At 69.5% G+C, this 259-nt stretch carries 1 protein-coding gene; it reads right to left on the bottom strand.

All coding sequences use genetic code 11. From position 1 onward, the window contains the following. The coding region (locus BB427_RS23875; protein ID WP_302622128.1) for a sigma factor at nt 1-248 on the bottom strand (248 nt) is incomplete at its 3' end. Nucleotides 249-259 lie beyond the last annotated feature (11 nt).

Genomic DNA, 259 nt, shown 5'->3' with positions numbered 1-259 from the left:
GGCATCCAGGCGCCGATGTAGTGCTCACGCTGGATTTTGGCGGCGCGCAGCCGGTCGATCGACAGGCGCGTGACCACGGTCACGAGCCAGGCTTCGGCGCTGTCGAGGGTGTCCTTGGCGGCTTCGTGCCAGCGCAGCCAGGCGTCCTGCACGACCTCCTCGGCCTCGGCCACGGAGCCGAGCATGCGGTAGGCGATGCCCTGCAGGCGAGGGCGGTGGCGGTCGAAGGTGAGAGTTGCGTCGTCCATGCGGGCTAGAC

This window comes from Pseudoalteromonas sp. BMB (assembly GCF_001709235.1).
Classification (GTDB): Bacteria; Pseudomonadota; Gammaproteobacteria; order Enterobacterales; family Alteromonadaceae; genus Pseudoalteromonas; species Pseudoalteromonas maricaloris.
This window is presented reverse-complemented; position numbering and strand designations above follow the sequence as displayed.